The 281-nt window shown below is 45.6% G+C and carries 1 protein-coding gene; it reads right to left on the reverse strand.

The window, feature by feature from the left end; translation table 11 throughout:
- Positions 1 to 85: 85 nt before the first annotated feature.
- Positions 86 to 281 (reverse strand): carbon storage regulator (locus PZC42_RS20875; protein ID WP_277214008.1); only part of this gene is annotated, 196 nt, incomplete at its 5' end.

A 281-nucleotide genomic window follows, 5' to 3' on the forward strand; every position in this document is an offset into this window, starting at 1 on the left:
GGCACCAAACCGACTGGTTTCAACAATCATGAGTGGACTCCCATTTTATTAGCGCACACTGTTAGGCTGGCAATATAGGAATATTTTAGCTGGCGTGCAGCGTCTTAGCAACTTTTTTTGGGGGGGAGTCCGAATGGGAGGCATTCTTATTTTGTTCTTGGATGGCGAGGTAAATCTCGTGACGATGAATCTTCGTATCTCGCGGTGCTTCAATGCCTAGTCGAACCTGTTTGCCCTTAATTTGAACCACTATAATCTTGATGTGGTCGTCGATAGCGATT

Source organism: Isoptericola croceus, from assembly GCF_029382255.1.
Classification (GTDB): Bacteria; Actinomycetota; Actinomycetes; order Actinomycetales; family Cellulomonadaceae; genus Isoptericola; species Isoptericola croceus.